This window comes from Phenylobacterium sp. (assembly GCF_020253645.1).
Taxonomy (GTDB): Bacteria; Pseudomonadota; Alphaproteobacteria; order Caulobacterales; family Caulobacteraceae; genus Phenylobacterium.
Window position 1 is genome coordinate 1 of record NZ_JADCBG010000104.1, and the last position, 19,542, is coordinate 19,542.

Consider the following 19,542-nt stretch of genomic DNA (forward strand, 5'->3'; position numbering starts at 1 on the left):
ACGCTCTTCCGATCTGCGGCGCTCTGCGCGCATCAGATTTTCGACCTCGCCGATCGTCCCCGCGCCGACGAGGTGGATCGCGCCCGGGCCCAGTTGAAGGCGTCGCAGTTCATTGCAGCGGAGTCTCTCCTCTCCCGGGCTGAGAAGGCCGCGCATCAAGTCCTGACCCATGGTCGGCTTGTTCCCCCGTCCGAGATCGCAGACCGGATTGACGCCTGCGACTTGGCGGCGGTCCGGCGAGCCGGGTCGCGGGTGCTTGAGGCGGGAACCTCCGCAGCGGCCGTGCTTGGGCCGCGCCAAGCGCACGGAGCGGCCGAGCGGTTCAGGCTCGCCCTCGGGCGTACGGATCGGCGCACCGGACCGTGACTTGACGGGCCTGAAAAACGGCGGACTTTTCACCCATGGCGCTTCTGGACTGGATCACGCCGGGCGAAGGCCTCAGGCTCCAGGGGGACGGGATTGAGATACGTCCCCCTCGACCCTCCGACTTTCCGGAATGGAGCGAACTCAGGCGAGCCTCACGCGAGTTCCTCCAACCCTGGGAGCCCTTGTGGCCCGAGGATGACCTGACCCGGGCGGCCTGGCGGCGGCGCCTTGCGTCATATGCCCGGGACATAGACCTGGGGTCGGCCTATCCCTTTCTGGTGTTCCGGAAGGCCGACGGGGCCCTGACTGGCGGCATCACCCTCTCGAATATCCGCCGCGGCGTGGCTCAGATGGGGACGGTCGGCTATTGGTGCGGGTCATCCTATGCCCGGCAGGGCCTCACGCTCGCAGCGGTCCGGACCGTGACCCGCTTTGCGTTCAGAACCCTGTCATTGCACAGGCTCGAAGCCGCTTGCGTCCCCGAGAACGCGCCCTCCCGCACGCTGCTGGGTCGCGCGGGGTTTAAGGAAGAGGGCATGGCGCAAGCTTATCTGAAAATTAACGGCGAATGGAGAGACCATGTCCTGTTCGGGTTGGTCGCGCCCTCATCGCGCACCGACCCGCCGAAGGAAGTGTTTTCCGCCTGACCGGGACGCCGGATGTTCAACGACCGCTGGACTTGGGACCCGACGACGACGCTTGAGGCGCTTGGGGCCGCGATGGTGGCGCTGTGGCTGTGGGAGCCCGCGACGGATCGCCTGAGTTTCACCGGTCCCACCCGTTCGCTGGGCCTTGGACCACTTGCGCCCGAGTGCTCGGGCGGCGCCCTTCGGGCCCTGATCCAGGCGGAAGACCGTCCGGCTCTCTCTGAACTCCTTCAGATCCGGCCTCCCGGCGCCGAAATCGAGCTTCGCCTCCGTTTGCTTGGCGGGGTCGACCCCTGCCTCTGGCAGGGCGTCTGGCTCGAGGATGGTGTTCGGGCCGCCGGCATTGTGAGGGCTGAGTCCCGTCGCAGCGTCTCGGGGTTCGATGGCCTTACCGGCCTGCTTGATCGCCGGACCTTCCTCGCGAGGGCGCAGGAACAGCTCAGATCCTCCCGGCACAGCGTCCTTGTGGTGGCGGATCTGGATCGGCTCAGGCGGTTGAATGAGGCGCTCGGGCCTGAGCGTGCGGATCTGGTCCTTGCGGCCCTCGGCGCCCGACTCAGCGCCGCCTTCCCATCAGGGGCGCTGACGGCGCGGGTCGGGGAGGATGAGTTCGCTGTCCTGACCCCGATGAGCCAGCCCAAGCCTGAGGAGGTTCTTCGTCGCGCCCTTGAGCAGCCTCTTCGCATCTCCGGCCTGGACATTCATCCCACCCTTTCGCTCGGGGCGGCCGAGGCGGCGGAGGGTGACGAGGCGGAGGCCAGCGAACTCCTGCGTCGCGCCGAACTGGCGGTGGAGACAGCCAAGCTCGAGGGGCGCGGCGCGGCCGTGGCCTACGGTCGCACACTGGAATCAGACGGCCTCTCCCGGCTCGCCCTTGAGGGCGACTTGCGCGGCGCCATTGGTCGGGGGGAGTTGCGAGCCCACTACCAGCCCATCGTCAACCTGGGGACAGGCGCGCTCTCGGGATTCGAAGCCCTGGTGCGCTGGAGCCACCCCCGTCGGGGGCTCTTGGCGCCGGACGCCTTCCTTGGCGTCTGCGAGGAGATGGGCCTGATCAGCGAACTCGGCGCCTATATGCAGTGCGACGCCGCCGTCCAGCTGGCGCGCTGGCGAAGGGATCACTGGGCCGCCGGAGACCTGACGGTCTCGGTGAATCTCTCAACCGGCGAGATCTACCGGGAGGGACTGGTCAACGATATTCGCAGGATCCGCCGTGAGACCGGCCTGCCGCCGGGCGCACTGAAGCTGGAGGTCACGGAGGGCGACGTCATGCGCGACCCGGATTCCGCCGCCTGCATTCTCGCGGATCTCAAGGGCGCGGGCGCGGGCCTGGCGCTGGACGACTTCGGGACCGGTTTTTCATCCCTCAGCTATCTCGCCCGACTGCCCTTCGACATCCTCAAGATCGACCGCTATTTCGTCCGCACCATGGCGGTCAATGAGGGGTCGGCCAAGATTGTCTCGTCAGTCGTGAAGCTGGGGCGGGACCTGTCCATGGAAGTGGTCGCAGAGGGCGTGGAGAACGCCCAGATCGCCCGTCGGCTACGCGCCCTCGGCTGCAATTACGGCCAGGGCTACGGCTATGCACCGGCGCTCTCCGCCCAGGAGGCGGAAGTCTACCTGAATGAGTGCTACGTCGATGGAGCCGCCCCTCTGAAGACCCGGGGATGAGCCCGCAGGGTCAGGCCTGTCCGGCCTCGGAGGTCAGGAGGGAGGGGTCCACTCCAAGTCGAGCGAGCGCCGCTGTCCAGACCTTCGACTCCGGGGTTTCGAAGACGATCTCCTGATCCGCCGGACAGGTCAGCCAGACGTTCCGGCGGATCTCTTCCTCCAGCTGACCTGGTCCCCAACCTGCATAACCGAGAACCAGACGGGACTGGCTCGGTCGACCGGTGTCTCGGGAAATCGCCTCCAGAGCCTCCCGGGTCGGCGTGCAAGCCAGGCCGCCCGGCGCCAACAGCGTGGCCCCGTCCTTCGCCCGGAAGTCATCGCTGTGTATGACAAACCCCCTCTCTGGCTGGACCGGTCCCCCGATCAGGACGGGCTCCAGGCGACGGGATTCGGGGGAGGGGAGGCCCAGCTGCTCCAGCACTTCGCCGAGCCTGAGGCCTTCAAGGCGACGATTCAGAACCAGGCCCATCGCGTGGTCGGCATCATGAGCGAAGATGAGCGCCACCGCCCGATCAAAGCGGGGATCGCCGATCGCGGGAAGGGCGATCAGCAGCTGACCGGTCAGATAGGCTGCAGGCTCCATGGCGGGGTTCTCCGACTCTCTTGGGGCGGTTTCAAGACATCGCGTCGCACTTCGCCTTTGCAGGCGGTCCGTCAGGGCTCATCTGTGCGCCATCCCGAACTCACCGCCATCCGGAGACAGGCCCATGACCCTCAAGGTCGGAGACACCCTTCCCGCCGCCAATCTCATCGCCGGCACGGCCGAGGGGCCCAAGCCCACCACGGTCGACGAGATCTTCAAGGGCCGGAAGGTGGCCTTCTTCGCCGTCCCCGGCGCCTTCACCCCCACCTGCTCGGCTCGCCACCTGCCCGGCTACAAGGACCTGGCCGCCGACCTGAAGGCGAAGGGCGTCGACGCCATTGTCTGCCTGTCCGTCAACGACGCCTTCGTCATGAAGGCCTGGGGCGAGAACCAGGGCGTGCTGGGCGAGATCGAGATGATCGCCGACCCCGCGGGCGACTTCACCAAGGCCGTGGACCTGATCATGGACGGCTCCAAGTTCGGCCTCGGGCTGCGATCACAGCGCTACTCGATGTACGTCGTGGACGGCGTCGTGAAGCAGCTGAACATTGAGGCGGCGGGTGAGTTCAAGGTCTCGGCCGCCGACTACCTGCTCGCCCAGCTCTGATCTCGCCGGAGGCCCCGTCCGCCGCGGCGGGGCTTGACCGCCGCGCCTCCCCGGTCCGAAGTGTCTCCAGGCAACAAATGGGGGAGGTCGGCCCATGCCCTATGTCGAGGGTTTCACGGTCCATGACGCGGACTCACACGTCATGGAACTGCCCGGAGAGATCGACCGCTATGTCGAGCCGGGCCTGAGGGCGGCCTTCTCCGAGGCGATCCGCAAGCCGGGCGACCTGACCGGCTGGGCGGACAAGGCCCGCGCCCAGCACGATGACCCGGAGTTCCGGTCCGGCGATGAGGCCAACCTGCTCCTGCGCAAGAATTACCAGGCCCTGGGCGCCTTCCGCCGGGAGGACCGGCCGCGCTCCCTCGACCTCCTCGGCTTCGCCAGCCAGCTGGTCTTCACCACCCACGCCCTGGGCAACTATGGTCTGGAGGAGGCGGGCAGGGTCGAGCTCGCCCTGGCTGGCGCCCGGGCCCACAACCGGATGATGGCGGACTTCTGTTCGGTGGACCGCCGGTTGCTGGCGACGGGCTACGTGCCCCTCGTCGACATCGAGGCTGCGCCCCGGATCGCCCGCGAGGCGATCGAGCTGGGATGCCGGGGCCTGATGATCCCCTCGCGGTGCCCCCCCGGTCACAGTCCCAGCCATGTGGGCCTTGATCCTCTCTGGGCCCTGATCCAGGAGGCGGGCCTGCCGGTTCTCTTCCACGTGGGCGGCGAGGAGAAGATGAACCCCGCCTACTTCGAGAACGGCCTGCCGCGGGTCCTGGACTTCCATGGCGGCGCCGAGAACTTCACCTCGCTGTCCTTCATGACCATTCCGGTGGCGGTCTGGCAGACCCTGGCGGCCCTGGTCTTCGACGGGGTCTTCGACCGGTTCCCGCGCCTGAAGTTCGGAGCCATCGAGCTGGGCGCCTCCTGGGTCCCGAGCCTGATGAAGTTTATGGACTCCGGGGCCGCGGCCTTTGGTCGCGAGGAGCGGCTCCAGCGTCTGTCGGCTCGCCCGAGCGAAATCCTGCGCCGCCAGTTCCGCGCCACGCCCTATCCGCACGAGGATGTGGCCTGGATCATCGAGAACGCCGGAGAAGAGGTCTGCATGTTCTCGTCGGACTTTCCGCACATCGAGGGCGGTCGAAATCCGCTGAAGCGTTTCGGCGAGGCCCTCGAGGGCGTGCCCGAAGCGTCGCATCGCCGGTTCTGGCGCGATAACTTCATCGATCTGATGGGCGAAGGCCTGCCTGTCGAACTTCACGACCTGCCGGGCCTTGAGGCAGCCTGACATTTCGAGGACACCGTGGACCCATTCTCAGGGGTTGTTGGCGGCAGGGAAACGCCAGAACCTCAGGATGCCGAGCTCCGGGAGGTCGCCTTCGCCTTGAAACTGGAGTTCCCCGCCGCCAGATGACGAGCGCATCGCTCACTGATCTGGAAAAGCCTCTGATGATCGCCACCCTCAAGCGTGACCTTCAGTTCGCCTCGGGCTTGTTCCGCACCATGGGCCGGGTGCGCGGCATACACCCGTCGAACCCCCGCCGTATCTGCGATGACCTCGAGGCCGCAGCGGCGCGTTGGAGCGATCGGGAGGCCTTGAGGTTCGAGGGGCGGAGCCTGAGCTATGGGCAGATGGAAGCCTTGGCCAACCGGTTCGCCCGCTGGGCGCTCGAAGGCGGACTTCGGCCGGGAGACAGGGTGGCCATCTTCCTTCCCAACCGGATCGAGTATCTGCCGGCCTGGTACGGACTGTCCAAGGTCGGAGTGGTCGCGGCTCTCATCAACAACCAGCTCACCGGGAAGGCGCTCGCGCACTGCCTGGGCCTCTCTGAGGCTCTGGAGGTCATTGTGGACGCCGAGACTTCGCCCGCACTCCAGGATGTCCTCGGGGATCTGGAGCGTGTTCCGCGGCTGTGGAGCCTGGACTCTCCCCTGCCGGGCGAGGGCGACCTGACAGCCGTCCTGGAGGGGCTTTCGGAAGCCCCCCCGCCGCCCTCGGTGCGTGATGGCCTCACGGCCGCTGACACCGCCCTCCTGATCTACACCTCTGGGACGACCGGCCTGCCCAAGGCCGCCCGGATGACCCATGTCCGTGTCCAGCTCTACATGCGCGGATTCGCCGGCGCCACCGGAGCGAGACCGAAGGACCGGATCTATGTCGCCCTTCCCCTGTATCACGCCACCGGGGGGCTTTGCGGGATGGGCGCGGCGCTCCTCAACGGCGCCTGTGTCGTGCTGAAGCGTCGCTTTTCCGCGAGCCAGTTCTGGGAGGATGTCCGGAGGGAGGGTTGCACCCAGTTCGTCTACATAGGCGAGCTCTGCCGTTACCTTGCGAACCAGCCGCCCCACCCCGACGAGCGCCGCCACAGTCTGCGGCTCGCCTTCGGAAATGGCCTGCGACCGGACGTCTGGCCGGCGGTCGTCGACCGCTTCGGCCTTCCCTCGGTTCTGGAATTCTACGGATCGACTGAGGGTAATGTCTCCCTTTTCAACTTCGATGGTCATCCGGGCGCCATCGGCAGGATTCCCGGCTTCCTGAGGCGGCGGTTCAATGGTCGGATCGTTCGCTTCGATTATGAAGCGGAGGCCCCCCTGAGGGGGCCGGACGGCCTGTGCATCGAGGCGGCTCCAGGGGAGGCGGGAGAGTGCCTCGGGCGTATCGACAGCGCGGACCCCAGGGCGCAGTTCACCGGCTATCTGGACCCCGTCGCCTCGGAGAAGAAGGTGCTCCGCGACGTCTTCGCTCCCGGTGACGCCTGGTTCCGGACTGGCGACCTCTTGCGACAGGACGCGGATGGATACGTGTATTTCGTGGACCGTGTCGGAGATACCTTCCGCTGGAAGGGCGAGAATGTCTCGACAGCGGAGGTGGCTCTCTGTCTGCACGGCGCCCCCGGGGTGGTAGAGGCGAACGTCTATGGCGTAAGCGTTCCCGGGGCTGACGGCCGCGCGGGCATGGCCGCCCTGGTGACCGGGCCGGACTTTGACATCGACATGCTCGCCTCGCGTATCGCAGCCGACCTGCCGGAATATGCGAGGCCAGCCTTCGTCCGGCTTGAGCCCGAACTCGCCGTCACGGGCACCTTCAAGCAACGCAAGGCGGACCTTGTGGCGGACGGCTTCGATCCGGGAAGGGTCACGGCCCCCTTGTTCTATCGCGCCGCTGATGGCGGCTACAGGGCATTGGACGCCACCGCCTACGCAGCCATCACGAGCGGCCAGATCCGCCTCTGAGTCCCCAAGGCGTCGAAAGGCGGACCTTTGTCTTGGGGGTCTTCCGCCCCCTGGCGAACGAAGCCCCCGACGGGGTCCCCAGCCGGGCGGGAGTCGCCTATAGGTGAGGGATGTCCACGGACGTCGAAGCTCCAGCGCAGGCCGACGACCCACCCCTCACCGGGGCGGCCCTGATCCGCGATCAGGTGCGGAGGTTGCCCGACTCTCCCGGCGTCTACCGCATGATCGGCGAGGCCGGAGAGGTCCTCTACGTGGGCAAGGCCCGGTCACTGAAGAAGCGGGTCCTGCAATACGCCCAGGGCCGCTTCCACACCCAGCGCATCGCCCTGATGGTCGACCTGACCCGGGCCATGGAGTTCGTCACCACCCGGACCGAGACCGACGCCCTGTTGCTTGAGATCAACCTGATCAAGCAGATGAAGCCGCGCTTCAATGTCCTGCTGCGCGATGACAAGAGCTTTCCCGAGATCGTCATCCGGCGGGACCATCCCGCCGCCCAGCTGCGAAAGCACCGGGGCTCCCACACCCTCAAGGGGGACTATTTTGGCCCCTTCGCCTCCGCGAACGCGGTCAACCGCACCCTCAACACCCTGCAGAAGGCCTTCCTGCTGAGGTCCTGCACGGACAGTGTCTACGAGGGCCGGACCCGGCCCTGCATGCTTCACCAGATCCGCCGCTGCGCTGCGCCCTGTACGGGCGCGATCAGCCTTGAGGACTACGCCGCCCTGGTGGACCAGGCCGAGGACTTCCTGCGCGGCCGCAGCCGGGCGGTGATGACCCGGCTGTCCGAGGCGATGCAGGCGGCGTCCGACGAGATGGAGTTCGAGCAGGCGGCCCGCCTCCGCGACCGGATCCGGGCCCTGGCGGCCGTGAGCCAGGAGACCCTGGTCAATCCCGAAAGCCTGGAGGAGGCGGACGTCTTCGCCCTGCACAGCGATGGCGGTCAGGCCTGCGTCCAGGTCTTCTTCTTCCGCGCGGGCCAGAACTGGGGCAACCGGGCCTACTTCCCGCGGATTGACCGCACCGACCCGGACCCGTCGATCCTGGCGGCCTTCATCGGCCAGTTCTATGACGACCGGCCGATCCCGAAGCTCATCCTGGTGAGCTGCGAGCCCGACGAGGTTGATCTCCTGTCCGAGGCCTTCAGCCTGAAGTCCGGCCGCAGGGTCGAGATCCGCCGGCCGGAACGCGGCGAGAAACGCGCCCTGGTCGACGAGGCGCTGACCAACGCCCGGGAGGCCCTGGGCCGGCGCCTGGCGGAAGGGTCCGCCCACTCGAAACTCCTGGCCGGGGTCGCGGAGGCCTTTGGCTTGGACGCTTCCCCGGAGCGGATCGAGGTCTATGACAACAGCCACATCATGGGGACCAACGCCGTTGGCGGCATGATCGTCGCCGGGCCGGACGGCTTTCAGAAGGCCCAGTACCGCAAGTTCAACATCCGCAGCACGGACCTTACCCCCGGGGACGACTACGGCATGATGCGCGAGGTCCTCAGGCGACGCTTCGGCCGCCTGGTCCGTGAGGGCGGTTCCGGCGAAACCACGGTGCGACCGGACCTGGTGCTGATCGACGGGGGTGCGGGGCAATTGGCCGCGGCCCTTGAGGTCCTGACCGAGCTGGGGGTTGACGACATTCCGGTGGTCGGTGTGGCCAAGGGACCCGACCGTGACGCCGGCCTCGAGCGCTTCTTCCTGCCCGGCCAGCCGCCTTTCATGCTGGAGCCGAAAAGCCCGGTCCTCTATTTCCTCCAGAGGCTGCGGGACGAGGCCCACCGCTACGCCATCGGGAGCCACCGGGCGCGCCGGGCGGCCGACCTGAGGCGCAATCCGCTGGATGAGATCGACGGTATCGGGCCGGCGCGCAAACGGGCGCTGCTGCACGCCTTCGGGTCCGCCGCCGGCGTCGCCCGGGCCTCCGCCGAGGATCTGGAGAAGGTGGAGGGTGTCAGCCGGCCCCTCGCCGAACGCATATTCGCCGCCTTTCACAAGGAGCGTTGATGAAGGCCCTTCCCAATATCCTCTCGGTCGCCCGGATCCTGCTGACCCTCGCCATGTTCGCCGCCCTCGTGGCGGTCGGTGCTGGCCGTGATCCGGACGGGGGGCTGATTCACTTCGCCTTCTGGGGCTTCGTGATCGCGGCCATCACCGACTTTCTCGATGGCTGGCTCGCCCGCCGGTATGACGCCGTGACGGTTTGGGGGACCATCCTGGATCCGATCGGCGACAAGATTCTGGTCTGCGGCGCCATAGTGGGTCTGATGGCGGCCGGAGCTGGGCCAGCCTTCGCTGTTCCCGCCGGACTCATCCTGTTCCGCGAGTTCGCCGTGAGCGCTTTGCGCGAGGTCGGAGCGGCCAGAGGGCTGAAGCTGCCCGTCACCGGACTCGCAAAGTGGAAGACCGCATTCCAGCTTTTCGCTCTGGCGGTGGTGATGGGCGCCGGTCTGGTCACGGGCTTCCCGGAGGTCCTTGCCCTCGGACTTGTCTGGCTTGCCGCGATCCTGACCCTCTGGACGGGGCTGGACTACCTGCTGAAGACTCGCCGCGGTCTCAGCGAGCCATCCCCCGGCGATCCGGGTGCTAGACTTCCAGATAAGGCGTGACGAGGCCCAGCGGCGCGGCGGTCGTATTCTTGACGGACCGGATCACGATCCGGCTCTCGATATTCGAGACCAGGCCCAGCGACAGGAGCCTGTCGCGCAGAAAGGCGTCAAAGGCCGGCATGTCGCGGGTCACGACGCGCAGCTCGTAGTCCGCGGCGCCTGTGACCGTGGCGCACTGCACCACCTCCGGCATGTCCGAGATCGCCCGGTCGAAGGCGTCCAGGTTATCCTTGGTCGGCAGGGCGAGCTTCACCGTGCAATAGACCTCGAACGACAGGCCCAGCTTTTCACGATCCAGGATCGTGACCCGCTTCTGGATCACTCCGCTCTCCTCGAGCCGCTTGATCCGGCGCCAGCAGGGACTGGAAGAGAGGCCAACCCGGTCTGCGATCTCTGCAACAGACAGGGCGGCGTCAGCCTGGATCAGATCCAGGATCCGTGCATCGATGGCGTCCAGGGTTTCGGCCACGCAGGCTCCTTGCAGGATTACGTCTCAGTATCTCCTGTGCATGAGGAGACACGTCGCTTTCGCGCAGACTTTTGCCCGAAAAACGCTGTCTTGCGCAATACACTTCCTATGAGCTTCGAAGGAGAGGCGGCGGCTTGCTTTCCGCTCCCGGTCAGATAGGCCATGGGGCATGGTCAGCTTTGATTTCGATGCGGCGGTGGTGGGTGCGGGCGCGGTAGGGCTTGCCTGTGGCTACGCCCTTGCGCGGCGCGGTCAGTCTGTCGTCGTCCTGGAGGCCGGGGCGCGCTTCGGCGAGGGCGTGTCCTCGAGAAACTCCGAGGTGATCCACGGCGGACTCTACTATCCGACCGGATCCCTGAAGGCGCGGCTCTGCGTGACCGGCCGCAGGGCGCTCTACGCCTTCCTTGAGGCCCATGATGTCGCCTTCAGACGGTGCGGCAAGCTCGTGGTATTCAACGGTCCGGAGGAACTGGCGCGCATGGACGGCCTGCTCGCCCAGGCCCGCACCAACGACGTGGAGGGGATCGCGCCCCTCACAGCGGATCAGGCCCGGTCCCTCGAGCCTGAGCTCAGGTGCGACGCAGCCCTGATCTCCCCGGAAAGCGGGATTTTCGACAGCCATGGCTACATGCTCGCCCTGGTTGGAGAGATCGAGGCGCATGGAGGCGCCCTGGCCTTGTCGACTCCCTTCGAACGCGCCGAGGCTCTGCCCGGCGGGGGATGGTCCGTCCTCGCCGGGGGCGCTGACCCGACCCGGCTCTCCGCCAGGTGTCTGGTGACGGCCCCAGGTCTGGGAGCCCAGGCCGTCGCCGCCCTGATAGACGGCTTTCCCGCCGGGTCGATCCCGGCTGCGCATTTCGGCAAGGGCGTCTACTTCCGGCTCGCTGGCCGCGCGCCTTTTGATCGCCTGATCTATCCGCCCCCAATTCCCGGGGCCCTTGGGACACACTACCGCCGCGACCTGGGTGGGCAGGCCGTTTTCGGTCCCGACCTCGAGTTCGTACCCGCGCCTGACTATTCGGTAGATCCGGGTCGGGCGCGGGAGTTTGCGGCCTACATCCGCAAGTTCTGGCCGGGTCTGCCCGACGGGGCGCTGCAACCCGACTACGCCGGGGTCCGTCCCAAGCTGCATGGCCCGGGCGAGCCCCAGCCGGATTTCAGGATCGACGGGCCCGAGGCCCATGGCCTCGAAGGCCTTGTGGCGCTGTTCGGCATCGAGAGCCCCGGACTGACCAGTTCCCTCGCCATCGGCGAGGAAGTCGCCGGGCGGCTCGGCCTCTAGGCCGCCCAGCCGGCGATCCAGTCCGCCAGGGCCTGAGGCGACATGCCGCGTGCATTGGAGAGCGCAGAGAAGTTGTTTGGATTCAGGAGCTTGTCCGTCCGCGCATCGATCACCAACAAGGCGGGGACCCCAGGAAGGCGGCCGGTGATCCCGTACCGGGCTGGGATCTGCAGGTTGCGGTCGAAGCGGCCGACATCAACCATCACCGTCACGAAGTAGGCGTTGAGGAACCGGTCGAGTTCAGGAAGCGCCATGGTTCCCGCCAGAATCCGGCAATCCGGACACCAGTTCCCGCCCAGGTCGATCAGCAGGCGCTTGCCTTCGCGGCGGGCCTTGCGGCGTGCGGCGTCCACGGCGGCGGTGGCGTCCGCGCCCTCGTCGTACGGGAGCGGCAGGGGCGTCTTCAGCTCCGCAAAACTGCGGATCGAGAGGCGTGGGGCCGGCCGGGCCGCTAGGGCGGGGCCGGCGGTGAAGAGGGCGAGGGGCAGGGTCAGAAGGCTTCGGCGTTTCATGGGCGGTCTCCAGGCGGGCTCCCCAGACGGGCGAGGGCCTGTCCGGGGAGATCAGGATGGGGAGGAAGGCGGGTCCAGGCAACCGGCCCGGCGTCCCGCCCCAGCTGGGCGGTCAGGGTCTCCGGGGTGGCGTCGGAGGCGTCGCCCTCGCGGCGGGTGAGACGGTCCCGCAGGACGTCCTCTGGCGCCTCGAGCCACAGCCCCTCGAGGGCGAGGCCCAGCCGGGTGGCCAGGGTTCCGGCCTCAGACCGCCGACCGGCCTCCAGGAATGTTGCATCGAGGATCACGCTCCGCCCGGCGGCGACCAGCTCTGAGGCCTCGGCGAAGAGGGTGGCGTAGACCCGATCGGTCATCTCGGGATCGTAAGCGGACGCCGGCGCCCGCTCAGAAGGCCGCAGGCCGGCAAGGCGCTTTCGGACTTCATCGGAGCGCAGCACCACAGCCCCGGGCGAGGCGCCGAGGAAAGGGGCGATGGCGCGGGCGAGGGTGGTCTTTCCAGTCCCCGAGACGCCGCCGACCGCGACCAGCCGGGCCGGAGCCGGAGAGAGGTGTCGAAGGGCGGCGTTCAGGTAGTCGCGGCCCGTGGCGTCATGCCCGGAATTCGCCTCCACGTGCGCCCTCACGACCGCCCGTACCGAGAGCATCAGGGGAAGGGCGGCAAGGCCCAGGTGCAGGCCGGCGGACTCCCTGCGAGCGGATTCGTCCAGCCAGGCGTCGAGCACCCGGCAGGCGGCGTCACGCCGGTTCCGGAAGTCCAGGTCCATCAGCAGGAAGGCGAGGTCGTACTGGATGTCGATGTCCGAAAGCCGGTCGTTGAACTCGATGCAGTCGAAAAGGACCGGGCGTCCGCCCTCCAGGAGGATGTTCCCGAGGTGGAGGTCGGCGTGGCAACGGCGCGTGAACCCTGCGCCACGCCGGGCCTCAAGAAGGGGCGTCGCGGCGGCGAAGGCTGCGGCGGTCCCTGCGATGACCCTCTCCACCGCCTCGCGGCCAAGTCGATCGGCAAGCCCCGTCAGCAGGCGGGCGTTGGAGTCGACAGTGTAGCCAAGGCCCGCGGCGCCGCCTCCTTCGGGACGCAGGGGCGCCGATGCATGGAGCCGGGCGATCTCGCGACCGAGGGCTTCCGCCAGGACCCCGTCCACCGCCTGTGGTTTGGCCGAGAGCACGGCGTCCTCGTCGAACCGCCGCATCTCGACGGCGTAGTCGACCGTCTCGCCGGGACCGTCGAGCTCCAGGCCAGCGGCCGAGCGGGTGACGGCGTGGACCCGCCTGTAGATGTCAGGGGCGGCGGATAGGTTGAAGGCGATCTCCCGCTCGGCGGCCTCGCGCCTCTGCTCCAGGGTGGTGAAGTCCACATAGCCGAGGTCGACCGGGCGCTTGACCTTCCAGGCTGTGTCGCCGGCGAGGTAGATGCGGTTGCAGGCTGTCTCGATCCGCCGGCCTCCAAGGGCGGAGAAAAAGGCGTCGACCGCGGATTCGTCCGGCGAAGCGGAGCTCACGGATAGAGCCGACTCGTGGTCCAGCCGGCGGGAGTGGCGTCGAAGACAAGCCGTTCGTGGAGACGGAAGGGCCGGTCGCGCCAGAACTCGATATGCAAGGGGGTCAGCCGGAAGCCTGACCAGTGCGGAGGCCGGGGCGCCTTGCCCAGGCCGAACTTCAGTCCGTAGGCGGCGATGGCCTTCTCGAAGGCGAGGCGGTCGGGCAGGGGGCGAGACTGCTCAGAAGCCCAGGCGCCCAGCTGGGCGGGTCGCGCCCGGGTGGCCCAGTAGGCGTCGGCCTCGGCGTCGCTGACTGGCGAAACCGTCCCCCGGACCCGGACCTGGCGACGAAGGGACTTCCAGTGAAACAGGAGGGCCGCCTTGCCGCTCGCCGCCAGCTGGCGGCCCTTGGCGCTGCCGAGGTTGGTGTAGAAGACAAAGCCATCCGCCCCCGCGTCCTTCAGGAGGACCATCCGCACATCGGGCAGCCCGTTCTCGTCCGCCGTGGCCAGAGCCATGGCGTTGGGATCGTTCACCTCTGACTTCACGGCCTCGGAGAGCCATTCTGCAAACAGGGCGATCGGGTCGTCGGCCGTAAGGGGCGGCAGGTCCGCGGCGGCGACACCCTTGAGGTACTCGTCCTCTGTGGGGGAGGGGGGAATGGGAGGCTTCTTGATCATGCGCGCCCTATAGCGCAGGCCGGCCGCCGACGGTATGGCTAGCCGCACACGGGACGAAGGAGGGATCTCCATGGCCACGCGCGGACAGATGATCCGGATGACGATGAGCGACGGCGCCGAGATCGGCGTCTACCATGTCGAGCCGAGGGGACAGCGTCGTGGCGGCCTGGTGCTGATCCAGGAGATTTTCGGCGTCACCGAGCACATCCGGGAGCAGTGCGACCTGTTCGCCGAGCACGGTTACGAGGTCCTCTCACCTGCGTTGTACGACCGCGAGGTCCCGGGCTTCGAGGCCAGCTACTCCGAGCAGGATATCCAGCGCGCCATCCAGGTCGCCCGTCAACTTCATGACTTCGAGGTCTCGCTCAAGGATGCGCAGACCTGCGTCGACGCCCTCAAGGACAAGGGACCGGTCTTCATGACGGGCTATTGCTACGGCGGATCGGTGACCTGGGCCATGGCCTGCCGTTCAAGGGATCTGTCGGCGGCCTCCGGCTACTACGGCTCGATGATCCCCGCGATGGCCGACCGCAAGCCCAACTGTCCGACCATCCTGCATTTTGGCGAGCACGATCACGGCATTCCGATGGAGGGCGTGCGCAAGGTGGCTGAGCTGCACCCCGAAGTGGCCGTCCATGTCTATGACGCCGGGCACGGCTTCCAGTCCGACCGCCGAAGCGATTATCACGAGCCAAGTGCGAGCCTGGCCCGCGAGAGGACGCTTGCCCTTTTCTTCGCCAACGGCGGCTAGGCCGGGCGGAATGTCGCACAACACCTTCGGACACCTTTTCCGTGTGACGACCTGGGGCGAAAGCCATGGGCCAGCCCTGGGCTGCGTCGTTGACGGCTGCCCGCCCGGATTGCCGCTGACGACGCAGGACATCCAGGTCTTCCTCGACCAGAGGCGGCCGGGGCAGGGCAAGTTCGTGACCCAGCGCCAGGAGCCCGACGCCGTCCGGATCCTGTCGGGGGTTTTCGAGGATGAACGTACGGGCGGGCAGGTCACCACCGGAACGCCGATATCGCTGATGATCGAGAACGTCGACCAGCGTAGCCGGGACTATTCCGAGATCGCCCAGGCCTTCCGGCCAGGCCATGCCGACTATACCTACGCCGCCAAGTACGGGGTGCGCGACTACCGGGGCGGCGGGCGCTCGTCCGCGCGGGAGACTGCGGCCCGGGTAGCCGCTGGGGCTATAGCCCGCAGGGTCATTCCGGAGGTCGCGATCCGTGCGGCGGTTGTACAGATCGGCCCGCACGCCATCGACCGGTCGCGCTTCGACTGGGACCAGAGGACAGAGAACCCCTTCTGGGCGCCCGACGTCGGAATCGTCCCGGTCTGGGAAAAGCACCTGGAGACGGTGCGCAAGGCAGGCTCTTCCACCGGCGCGGTCATCGAGGTGGAGGCGACTGGTGTCCCCGCTGGCTGGGGCGCGCCTCTTTACGGCAAGCTGGACGCTGAACTGGCCGCCGCCCTCATGTCCATCAACGCCGCGAAGGGGGTGGAGATCGGCGACGGCTTCGCCGCTGCGGCGCTTTCCGGCGAGGAGAACGCCGACGAAATGCGCATGGGTCCGGAAGGTCCGGTCTTCCTGTCGAACCATGCCGGAGGAATCCTGGGCGGCGTCTCCAGCGGTCAGCCAGTCACGGCGAGGATCGCGTTCAAGCCGACATCCTCGATCCTCACCCTTCGCCGTTCAGTGAGCGAGGACGGGGAGGAGATCGATCTGCGCACCAAGGGCCGTCACGACCCCTGCGTGGGCATCCGCGCTGTGCCTGTTGTGGAGGCCATGACCGCCTGCGTCCTGGCCGATGCCTTCCTGAGGCACCGGGGGCAGACCGGCGGGTGAGGCGGGATCGGCGCGACCCGCCGTCACCAGGCCGCGCGGTAGAGGGCTTCCAGAGCCTCGGCATCCACGGGTCGCGGGTTTGACCGGTTCACGGGATCCGCCACGGCGTCCTCGACAAGCGTCCGGAGCAGGTCGTCCGCCCCGCCGAGCTCCCGGATCGATCTTGCGAGGCCGATCTCCTCGCGCAGCTTCAACACGGCGTCGACGGCATTGCTTCCGGATGCTGGCCGCCCGGGATCGAGGCACTCCGAGACGGCTGCATACTTCGCCTCCGCCACGGGCAGATTGTAGGCCATGACGTGCGGGAGCATGGTCGCAAGCGTCTGCCCGTGGGCGGCCGAGAGCCTCGCGGAGAGCGCATGCCCTGTTCCATGAGCCGATCCGAGACCCGCCACATTGAACGCAATGGCCGCCATGCTTGAGGCAAGAAGCATCTGCGACCGGGCTTCCAGGTTCGACCCGTCTCGAACAACGGTGCGTGCGTTCGCATGGACGCTCCGGATGGCCTCAAGGGCGACGGCGTCCGAGTAGGGGGTGGATCGCAGGGACACCAGGGCCTCGATCGCATGCGTCAGGACATCGAAGGCGCAGGTCGCTGTCGGATAGGCCGGAAGCCCGAGGGTCAGCTTGGGGTCCAGAACGGCGAAGGCGGGCGTGATGCTGGGGTGCATCACATAGGTTTTCCTGCCCATTTGACTGTTGGTGATGACGCAGGCGCTGTTGGTTTCCGAACCGGTGCCTGCGGTGGTGGGGACTGCGATGACCGGAGCTCCGGGATTGGCCGGTGGCCCGGCCTGGAGGGCGGGGACGGTCTCTGCGTTCCTCGCCAGGAGGGCGATGGCCTTGCCGCAGTCCATCGAGGAACCACCTCCGAATGCGATCACGCCCGCCGATCCCAGCTTTCGGAGCCTCTCCGCCCCTGCTTCCACATTCCGGTCCGTGGGATTTGGCTCGACCCCGTCGAAGACGTCGACCTCGATGCCCGCCATCCGCAGGGCGTCGATGACGGGTTCAGCCAGTCCGGTCCTGCGAAGGGACTGGTCGGTCACGAACAAGACGGCCTTCAGTCCTAGGGACTTTACGTGGCCTCCCAGCTGGAGGCTCGTATCGTCGCCGAAGACGAGGGTGGGAAGAGGACGTACGATAAAGGACTGTCCTGAGAGCATGGGGTTCCTGCTACGGAGTGTTAGGCGTCAAAGGTCTGTCGTGGCGAGGGCGGCCGCCCGATCTCCAAAAGGATCTGGTGGACAGCGTCCAGGATGGCCGACTGGGGAACCCATTCAGCCTGGGCCGCCGCAATTCCGGGGTCCAGCAGGCGCCGGGCGCGCTGAACATCCTCTTCGTGGACCATCCTGAGGAGTTCCTGTCTCTCCTCATCGCTGAGGCTCTGCCGGATCGACACTGAAGCCCTCCCGAAGTCGAAGACGGCCGCCAAAAAGCCGCCGTCAAAAGTAACATTATATCATAACATTCATGATCCCAGAACGTCTACTCTCGATGTGCGACTGGCGGGCGTCCGCCAGCACACGGGCGCCGTCGTCAGGTCGGGCGTTGCGGTCTCGTGGACTTCGCTGCAGAGCAGGACGCCAGACTTCCTTGGTCGGGGAAACACCGCGACATAAGCCCGCAGCGGGCCCATCCAAATGATCTGCCCTGATGTCCTGAGAGACCTTAGGGCCCTTCGAAGGTCTGCCGTGCGCGGTCCTTCAGAGGCTACCGCCCCGATGCGGGCTTGAATCTGCGGTACAGTCAGGGGGACCCTTGCCGAGCGCAGCGCGCCAAGGACGACGGCCTTCAGTTCCGACTTCCCGAGGGGGTGCGCATCATGCGGGGGGCGGAGGCGCCCCTCGCAAGCCAAAGTGACCTTGAAGGGCTCGATCATTGCGGCGGACTTGCCGCTCCCCAAGTGGGGAAGGGGTCCGGCAAGCGGGCCCAGGCCTTTGGACCCTTCTGCATCTCCGAGGGGGTGAGGAGGGCGGCGTCAAACATGGCGGTGAGCGCTGCCCGGTCCATATCCTTGCCAATCAGGACGATCTCCTGCCTCCGGTCGCCATACGGGCTGCGCCAGACATTTGAGAGGAACCGGCGGCTCTCGGTGTCCTGGGGGCGCCTCTCAGGCGGGATGGACGCCCACCAGTATCCGCCCCACTCATGCGTCGCAGCCGCTCCGGCCTGGCTCCATGAGCCCACAAAGCGCATTCGGGTCGCAAGCCAGAAGAACCCCTTTGATCTCCACACTCCCGGCCACTCGGAGTCGAGGATCGCTTTCAGGCGCATCGGGTGAAAGGGGCGTCGCGCGCGGTAAACAAAGCTGGAGACCCCGTATTCCTCGGTCTCGGGTGTTTTGCCGAACTCCAGTGCCTGCCGCCAGCCGGCAGCGCTCTGGGCGCGCGCCATGTCGAACAGGCCGGTGTCGAGGATATCCCCGAGGGGCGCAGCGCCACGCTCCGCATGCACGATCCGGGCCAGGGGGTTCAGCTGGCGACAGAGCGCCTCGACCACCGCCAACTCCGCCGGTGAGACAAGGTCGGTCTTGTTCAGGACCAGGACATCGGCGAACTCGATCTGGTCTACGAGCAAATCGACGACGGTTCGGGCGTCCTCCTCGCCGAGGCTCTCGCCGCGATCGGCAAGGAAGTCGCTGGAGCCATAGTCCCGGTGGAAGTTGAAGGCGTCCACCACCGTGACCATCGTGTCCAGCCGCGAGACGTCCCGGAGACTTTCGCCATCCTCGGAGATGAAGTCAAAGGTGGCCGCCACGGGCATGGGTTCGGAGATGCCGGTGCTCTCAATGAGGAGGTAATCGAAGCGCCCCTCGGCGGCGAGGCGGCGAACCTCTGCGAGCAGGTCCTCTCGCAGGGTGCAGCAGATGCACCCGTTGGACATTTCCACGAGGCGCTCTTCGGTCCGCGACAGGTCTGCGCCGCCCTGGCGGACCAGCGCTCCGTCGATATTGACCTCGCTCATGTCGTTCACGATGACAGCGACGCGGAGGCCTTCGCGGTTTCGCAGAACATGGTTCAGGAGGGTGGTCTTTCCGGCGCCGAGAAAGCCGGACAGGACAGTGACAGGCAGCTGGACCAAGGGCGCCCTCCGGGGCTAGACATTTGTTACAATATAACATATCTAATGAGCTGCAGTCGGCCGGGCAAGGTGAAACCAGTAATGTCAGTCTCTTCGAGCGGTGTGCCGGACGCCGTAGCCGTCGGAATTTCGGGCCTCTGCCTGGCGCACTGCCTGGCGCTTCCGCTCCTGGCGGCGGTCGTCCCCGTCCTTGGCGCACTGTCCCACGCCGGGTGGGTCCACATCCTTTTCTTCTGTGCGGCGACCCCGGTGTCCGCCCTGGCCCTGAGGGCTACGGGCGGCTGGCGTCATCCCGGCGTAAGGGCCCTGTTCCTTCTGGGCGTCACCGGCCTGGCCGCCGGCCTTCCCTGGGGTTGGCCTGAGTGGATCGAGGTCGCCCTGACCAGTCTCGGCAGCGCCGCCCTGGTCGCCGCCCACCTCCTCAATCTCCGTCGGCGCGCCGTTCATCCGGCGGTTGTGGCTATGGCTGCAGAGAATTGACGCGAGCGCCTG

The 19,542-nt window shown here is 67.2% G+C and carries 19 protein-coding genes and 1 pseudogene; 12 read left to right on the plus strand and 8 right to left on the minus strand.

All coding sequences use genetic code 11. From position 1 onward, the window contains the following. The 3 genes and pseudogenes from INE98_RS07180 to INE98_RS07190 form a co-directional block, all read left to right on the plus strand. Nucleotides 1–366, plus strand: a pseudogene (locus tag INE98_RS07180) (insulinase family protein); the annotation flags it as partial. 35 nt (nt 367–401) lie between these two features. Beyond that, a complete protein-coding gene (locus INE98_RS07185) occupies nt 402–1,013 on the plus strand; it encodes a GNAT family protein (protein WP_293537754.1) in 612 nt (203 codons plus the stop codon). Nucleotides 1,014–1,025: 12 nt separating this feature from the next. After that, nucleotides 1,026–2,684: a bifunctional diguanylate cyclase/phosphodiesterase gene (locus tag INE98_RS07190; protein WP_293537755.1), complete on the plus strand. Its 1,659-nt coding sequence runs from the start codon at nt 1,026–1,028 to the stop codon at nt 2,682–2,684. A 10-nt stretch (nt 2,685–2,694) separates the two neighbouring features. Here the strand turns inward: INE98_RS07190 and INE98_RS07195 are convergent, their stop codons facing one another. After that, complete coding sequence (locus tag INE98_RS07195; RefSeq protein WP_293537756.1) at nt 2,695–3,267, minus strand: YqgE/AlgH family protein; 573 nt, start codon at nt 3,265–3,267, stop codon at nt 2,695–2,697. Nucleotides 3,268–3,391: 124 nt separating this feature from the next. On the opposite strand from INE98_RS07195, the gene INE98_RS07200 reads away from it, so the two are divergent. From INE98_RS07200 to pgsA, 5 genes are all read left to right on the plus strand, one after another. Next, complete coding sequence (locus INE98_RS07200) at nt 3,392–3,874, plus strand: peroxiredoxin (protein WP_293537758.1); 483 nt, start codon at nt 3,392–3,394, stop codon at nt 3,872–3,874. 94 nt (nt 3,875–3,968) lie between these two features. Continuing rightward, on the plus strand, nt 3,969–5,150 hold the full coding sequence (locus tag INE98_RS07205) for an amidohydrolase family protein (protein ID WP_293537760.1): 1,182 nt from the start codon (nt 3,969–3,971) through the stop codon (nt 5,148–5,150). Between the two features lie 122 nt (nt 5,151–5,272). Further along, the gene (locus INE98_RS07210) at nt 5,273–7,096 is read left to right on the plus strand and encodes a long-chain-acyl-CoA synthetase (RefSeq protein WP_293537762.1); all 1,824 of its coding nucleotides are present in this window, start codon (nt 5,273–5,275) and stop codon (nt 7,094–7,096) included. Between the two features lie 110 nt (nt 7,097–7,206). Beyond that, nucleotides 7,207–9,093 (plus strand): excinuclease ABC subunit UvrC, encoded by a 1,887-nt coding sequence (gene uvrC, locus INE98_RS07215; protein WP_293537763.1) that lies wholly within the window; start codon nt 7,207–7,209, stop codon nt 9,091–9,093. Continuing rightward, nucleotides 9,093–9,695 carry a CDP-diacylglycerol--glycerol-3-phosphate 3-phosphatidyltransferase gene (gene pgsA / locus INE98_RS07220; RefSeq protein ID WP_293537764.1) on the plus strand — a complete coding sequence of 201 codons (603 nt, stop codon included), beginning with the start codon at nt 9,093–9,095 and terminating at the stop codon, nt 9,693–9,695. The genes uvrC and pgsA overlap by 1 nt, the downstream gene beginning before the upstream one ends. On the opposite strand, the gene INE98_RS07225 is transcribed toward pgsA, so the two are convergent. Continuing rightward, nucleotides 9,673–10,164 carry an Lrp/AsnC family transcriptional regulator gene (locus INE98_RS07225; protein ID WP_293537765.1) on the minus strand — a complete coding sequence of 164 codons (492 nt, stop codon included), beginning with the start codon at nt 10,162–10,164 and terminating at the stop codon, nt 9,673–9,675. The genes pgsA and INE98_RS07225 overlap by 23 nt on opposite strands. 169 nt (nt 10,165–10,333) lie before the next feature. On the opposite strand from INE98_RS07225, the gene INE98_RS07230 reads away from it, so the two are divergent. Then, on the plus strand, nt 10,334–11,446 hold the full coding sequence (locus INE98_RS07230) for an NAD(P)/FAD-dependent oxidoreductase (RefSeq protein WP_293537766.1): 1,113 nt from the start codon (nt 10,334–10,336) through the stop codon (nt 11,444–11,446). On the opposite strand, the gene INE98_RS07235 is transcribed toward INE98_RS07230, so the two are convergent. Genes INE98_RS07235 through pdxH form a run of 3 tightly spaced genes read right to left on the minus strand, consistent with a single transcriptional unit; the run spans nt 11,443 to nt 14,116 of the window. Continuing rightward, nucleotides 11,443–11,958: a thioredoxin family protein gene (locus INE98_RS07235; protein ID WP_293537767.1), complete on the minus strand. Its 516-nt coding sequence runs from the start codon at nt 11,956–11,958 to the stop codon at nt 11,443–11,445. The genes INE98_RS07230 and INE98_RS07235 overlap by 4 nt on opposite strands. After that, nucleotides 11,955–13,457 carry a bifunctional aminoglycoside phosphotransferase/ATP-binding protein gene (locus tag INE98_RS07240; RefSeq protein ID WP_293537769.1) on the minus strand — a complete coding sequence of 501 codons (1,503 nt, stop codon included), beginning with the start codon at nt 13,455–13,457 and terminating at the stop codon, nt 11,955–11,957. Before INE98_RS07240 ends, INE98_RS07235 begins: the two co-directional genes overlap by 4 nt. Beyond that, on the minus strand, nt 13,454–14,116 hold the full coding sequence (gene pdxH, locus INE98_RS07245; RefSeq protein ID WP_293537771.1) for a pyridoxamine 5'-phosphate oxidase: 663 nt from the start codon (nt 14,114–14,116) through the stop codon (nt 13,454–13,456). The genes INE98_RS07240 and pdxH overlap by 4 nt, the downstream gene beginning before the upstream one ends. 70 nt (nt 14,117–14,186) lie before the next feature. Between pdxH and INE98_RS07250 the strand changes: the two genes are divergently transcribed. Continuing rightward, nucleotides 14,187–14,867, plus strand: coding sequence for a dienelactone hydrolase family protein (locus INE98_RS07250; RefSeq protein WP_293537773.1), 681 nt, complete (start codon nt 14,187–14,189; stop codon nt 14,865–14,867). Between the two features lie 10 nt (nt 14,868–14,877). Then, on the plus strand, nt 14,878–15,966 hold the full coding sequence (gene aroC, locus INE98_RS07255) for a chorismate synthase (RefSeq protein ID WP_293537774.1): 1,089 nt from the start codon (nt 14,878–14,880) through the stop codon (nt 15,964–15,966). A 23-nt stretch (nt 15,967–15,989) separates the two neighbouring features. On the opposite strand, the gene INE98_RS07260 is transcribed toward aroC, so the two are convergent. The 3 genes from INE98_RS07260 to zigA all read right to left on the minus strand — a co-directional run bounded on the left by INE98_RS07260 (nt 15,990) and on the right by zigA (nt 19,050). After that, complete coding sequence (locus INE98_RS07260; RefSeq protein WP_293537775.1) at nt 15,990–17,132, minus strand: iron-containing alcohol dehydrogenase family protein; 1,143 nt, start codon at nt 17,130–17,132, stop codon at nt 15,990–15,992. 20 nt (nt 17,133–17,152) lie between these two features. After that, on the minus strand, nt 17,153–17,368 hold the full coding sequence (locus tag INE98_RS07265; RefSeq protein WP_293537776.1) for a hypothetical protein: 216 nt from the start codon (nt 17,366–17,368) through the stop codon (nt 17,153–17,155). Nucleotides 17,369–17,844: 476 nt separating this feature from the next. Further along, a complete protein-coding gene (gene zigA / locus INE98_RS07270; protein ID WP_293537778.1) occupies nt 17,845–19,050 on the minus strand; it encodes a zinc metallochaperone GTPase ZigA in 1,206 nt (401 codons plus the stop codon). Nucleotides 19,051–19,131: 81 nt separating this feature from the next. On the opposite strand from zigA, the gene INE98_RS07275 reads away from it, so the two are divergent. Next, nucleotides 19,132–19,530 (plus strand): MerC domain-containing protein, encoded by a 399-nt coding sequence (locus tag INE98_RS07275; RefSeq protein WP_293537779.1) that lies wholly within the window; start codon nt 19,132–19,134, stop codon nt 19,528–19,530. Nucleotides 19,531–19,542: the final 12 nt, after the last annotated feature.